The organism is Devosia sp., assembly GCF_036676215.1.
Classification (GTDB): Bacteria; Pseudomonadota; Alphaproteobacteria; order Rhizobiales; family Devosiaceae; genus Devosia.
Genome location: NZ_JAKFDJ010000101.1, coordinates 1 through 3,938 on the forward strand (window position 1 = coordinate 1; position 3,938 = coordinate 3,938).

The 3,938-nt window shown below is 63.0% G+C and carries 3 protein-coding genes; all 3 read right to left on the reverse strand.

What is annotated here, in order from left to right; all coding sequences use genetic code 11:
- Positions 1-45: 45 nt before the first annotated feature.
- A complete protein-coding gene (locus V6M52_RS10060) occupies positions 46-1,404 on the reverse strand; it encodes a DUF1329 domain-containing protein (RefSeq protein WP_332700920.1) in 1,359 nt (452 codons plus the stop codon).
- Positions 1,405-1,442: 38 nt separating this feature from the next.
- Complete coding sequence (locus tag V6M52_RS10065; RefSeq protein ID WP_332700921.1) at positions 1,443-3,362, reverse strand: DUF1302 domain-containing protein; 1,920 nt, start codon at positions 3,360-3,362, stop codon at positions 1,443-1,445.
- A 141-nt stretch (positions 3,363-3,503) separates the two neighbouring features.
- A partial coding sequence (locus V6M52_RS10070; RefSeq protein WP_442881845.1) for an AMP-binding enzyme occupies positions 3,504-3,938 on the reverse strand: 435 nt, incomplete at its 5' end.

Genomic DNA, 3,938 nt, shown 5'->3' on the forward strand with positions numbered 1-3,938 from the left:
TCTGCCCGGCGTCGGACGGGCAGGCGGAGTAGCGTGAAACCTAGCTCAACGGATGCCAGCACCGGCCAGCGATTCGGAAGACCACTGGGCCTTGCTCAGCGGCTCGCTGTACTTGATGCCGCCGTACGGCCCCGGCAGACCGATCAGGCTATAGGTGCCGCCGACCAGGTCATAGGTTGCATAAGGCGTGGCATCGGGGGTCTGCGCCTCATAGCTCTGGCTGAGGAAGCTGAAGGCGCCACGGTACAGCTGACCACGGGCGTCATACTGATCGGAGGCCAGGGCTACCCAGGTGTCCTCGTCCAGGTAGAAGCGACGCTTGTGGTAGATATGCCGTGCCCCTTCCTTGAGGGTGGCCTCGACCACCCACACGCGGTGCTTCTCCCAGCGCACGAACTCGGGAGCCATGTGATTGGGTGTCATCACCGGCTTGAGATCGCTCTGGTAGGTCACGCCGTAGGCGTTGTAGGGCACGATCAACTCCTGCTTGCCCACCAGTTTCCACTCATAGCGGTCCAGTGCGCCGTTGAAGACGAAGGCATCGTCCCAGGTGGCGGCGCCGGCGGTGCCCGGGTTGGGGGTGTCGTAGGCCAGGCTCGGTGCCAGCTTGACGCGGCGCACGCCGGGCAGGTACTGCCAAGCTCGACGTGGCTGCACCAACGGGTTGACTGCGTCGCGCAGCAACACGGCTTCCCCTGCGCGACGGGCCGGAGCGGTGTAGTTAAGTTTGATCTGGTAGTAGGTGTCCTTGCCGGTGAGGGTCTTGGACAGATCGTCGTAGGCGGCGAAGTTGATCTGCGCCTGACCGGTGGTGGCCAGACTGGCTACGCCGGCCGAGTCGACGTTCCAGTTGTCGTACTTTGTGGCGATATTGACGCCTTGGTAGCGCAGCAGGTGGTTCCACATAGCCTCGGCACCGGACTGCGGGATCGGGAACGGCACGCCCGGCAGCACGTTTTCGATGGCGTTGCCACCTTCGGTGGACTTGGCGCCGGTGGCGTTTTTCAGGGTGTTGTCCAGTACGCCTTGGGGCAGAGCGGCGCTGCGGTGGGTCGGGTAAACGTCCACGCGGAAGCTGGGATAACGCTTGACCAGTTCGGCGGTGACCGCGGTCAGCTGATCCTTGTACTGCTCGACGTTCTTGCCGTCGATCACCAGAAGTGGCTTCTCGCCAGCGAACGGATCGGGACGCATGCTCTCGCCAGGCTTGTAGCTGGCCGGTGGAGTGGTCAGGCCACCCTCGTAGGCCGGGATGGAACCGTCGGCATTGGCGGCTTTTTCGGCGCCGACCAGGGTCAGTTCGGCGCCAAGTTTGGCGGCTTCCGCCGCGGAGACGGCTGCCTGGGTCTGACCAACGAGGGTCAGGGCCAGGGAGGCAGCCAGTAGCGTATGCACGAATTTCATCTTGTTGTTCTCCTGCTTGCTTGCAAGCGACTCGTGGATCAGAAAGTGGTTTTCAGGGTCAGGTACATGGCACCACGGTCTTCGGTGGCACCGGCACCGCTGAAGGACGCATAGCCGCCCGCGTAGCAGGTGTAACGCTGAGCGCCGTCGAGGGCATTCGGCGTCGCACCATCGGTGGCGCCGTCATCGCATTTGCTGGCTTCGCCGAAGGCATCGACGTACTTGAGGTCGACAAAGTACTTGTTGTAGATGGCGGCACCGAGGCCGACCGAGTAGGTGCCGGTGTCTTCCGCACCGCCAGCCACCACCGGCGAAACGCCATCGATGCCGAGGTTGACCGAGATCGGCGCGCTCAGGTCGACCCCGGGAAATACCTGGTACCAGGTCGGGGTGAAGTTGACGGCAATGCCCCAGTTGTCACGGGTCGGCTTGTCGACACCGCGGTAGCTGCTCTTGCCCTTGTACAGCGCCTCGTTCTCGCTATCGAGACTGAGCAGGTTGCTGTAGTACAGCTCGGCCAGCAGGGTGGCGGAATCGAACAGCGGGGTGTCGGCAATAGCGACCAGACCGTTGAGCGTCCAGTGCAGGGTGTCGCCGGTGGCGCTCATGCTGTCGCCATCGCGAGGCACATCGGTAATCACGCCGGTAGCAGCATCGCGCCCAGGCAACGCCCCAAGGCCTGCTGCCAGACCACCAGGACCACTCGCACTGATGATCGCCGGAATGCTCGCCAGGGGCATGTTCTGCCGGAAATTGAGGTCACTGCCGACGCTGACGCCGGCGAACTCCTTGGACAGGCTCAGGCCATAGATGTCGATATCGTCGCCATAGGCGAAGGCATAGGTGGTGTTCGCGATGGAGTCGCGCAAGTTGGCAACCGGGCCCAGTGGATTGGTACCGGCCAATGTCAGCCCGCGGGCATCCAGAAGGGCCTGCGGAAGAATGTCCGAGGTGTTGCGGTAGTAGGCGCCGAGGGTGCCGTCCAGCCACTCGGGCGACCACTTGGCCATGATGCCCCAGTCGCCGCGGTCATCCGGCGTGTAGTCGTCGCCGCGACGCACCGTGGTCAGCGTCCCGTTCGGTCCCGCCAGCCCCGCACCGCCGGTGTGGCCGAGGAGGAAGGACTGCGCGCCCTCGCCCAGCAGATCGGAACCACCATAATAGGTGCCGGCCTCGGGCAAGCGTGCAGCGTCCCACTTGAAGAAGTACTGGGCACCCAGGGTCAGTTCGGGGTTGACGGTCAAGGTGGTGGAAATCTGGTTGCGCGGCACGAACAGCTCCTTGGCTTCGGTGCCGGGAGAGGACGCCGCCTTGGCCAGGTCGAGGGCGGCTTGGCCGTAGCTGACCGAGTGCGCTGCGCTGAGCACGGTCTCGCCCCAGAACACGTTGTGTTGGCCAAGCTTGAAACCCAACAGCGACTCGTCGCCGATTTCGGTGTTGTAGAACAGGAAGGCATCGAGAATCTCGCCGGACGGGCCGCTGTAGTAGCGCTGGGCGTAGTTGCTCAGATGCGGGCTGCCAAAAATGGCCGGGGCTGGCGGGTTACCGCCCCATCCCGAAATCGACGAAAACTCGTCGTTGCCGTTGACGAACGGATTGGAATTGGAGCCGGTATTGTCATAGGCCTTGTCGTACCAGCTGGCAGCGCTAACGCGAAAGCCCATGCGGTTTTGGTAGACCACGTCGAACTCGGTCAGCAGGTCGACGCGATTGGTGATATTGGTCCCGGCCTTGCGGAAGTTGTAGTCGCCGTCGTTGCTGTTGGGGGTGCCGAGCATTCGCTTGTCGGCGCTCTCGGTGCGCACGCCATAGTTGTACTTGACGGTGTTATCGAAACGGATAGCCCAGTCTTCGCTACCGCTATCCAGTTCGAAGGCATGGGCGGACGGTAGGCTCGCTATCAGGATTGCCGTAGCCAGCAGGCTGCGCCGCACGGGCAAGACGTTGTGACTCTTCATTGGGGTAATGCACCTTTTGTTGTTGTAGTGGCTTGAAGTAGCGCACGGCTAATCTCTCCGCCGCCCTGGCCGCGGTAGCCGGCCAGGACAACGGGAATTGCTCTAGCCTTGCAGCTAGTAACGGGTCATCGAGTCCTGGCCTCAGGTGGGCAAACGGTAGTCACGGAACATTTCCCGTAACTTGAGCTTGTGCAGCTTGCCGGTAGCGTTGTGTGGCAGTTCATCGACGAACACCACGTCATCGGGCAGCCACCAGCGCGCCACCTTATCGGTGAGGAAATCCAGCAACTCTTCGCGGCTCGCGGACTGGCCGGCCTTGAGCGCCACCACCAGCAGCGGTCGCTCCTGCCATTTGGGGTGGGCAACGCCGATCACTGCGGCTTCGGCGACTGCCGGATGACCGACGGCGGCGTTTTCCAGGTCGCTTGAGGAGATCCACTCGCCGCCGGACTTGATCACGTCCTTGGCGCGGTCGGTGATCTGCATGTAGCCGTCCGGATCGATAGTGGCGACGTCACCGGTATCGAACCAACCGTCGCTGTCGAGGATCTGGCCGCCGGCGCCGCGAAAGTAGCT

Excerpts from the sequence above, each read along its gene's own strand:
- V6M52_RS10060 (WP_332700920.1), bottom strand. The coding sequence starts at position 1,404 with ATGAAATTCGTGCATACGCTACTGGCTGCCTCCCTGGCCCTGACCCTC.
- V6M52_RS10065 (WP_332700921.1), bottom strand. The coding sequence starts at position 3,362 with ATGAAGAGTCACAACGTCTTGCCCGTGCGGCGCAGCCTGCTGGCTACG.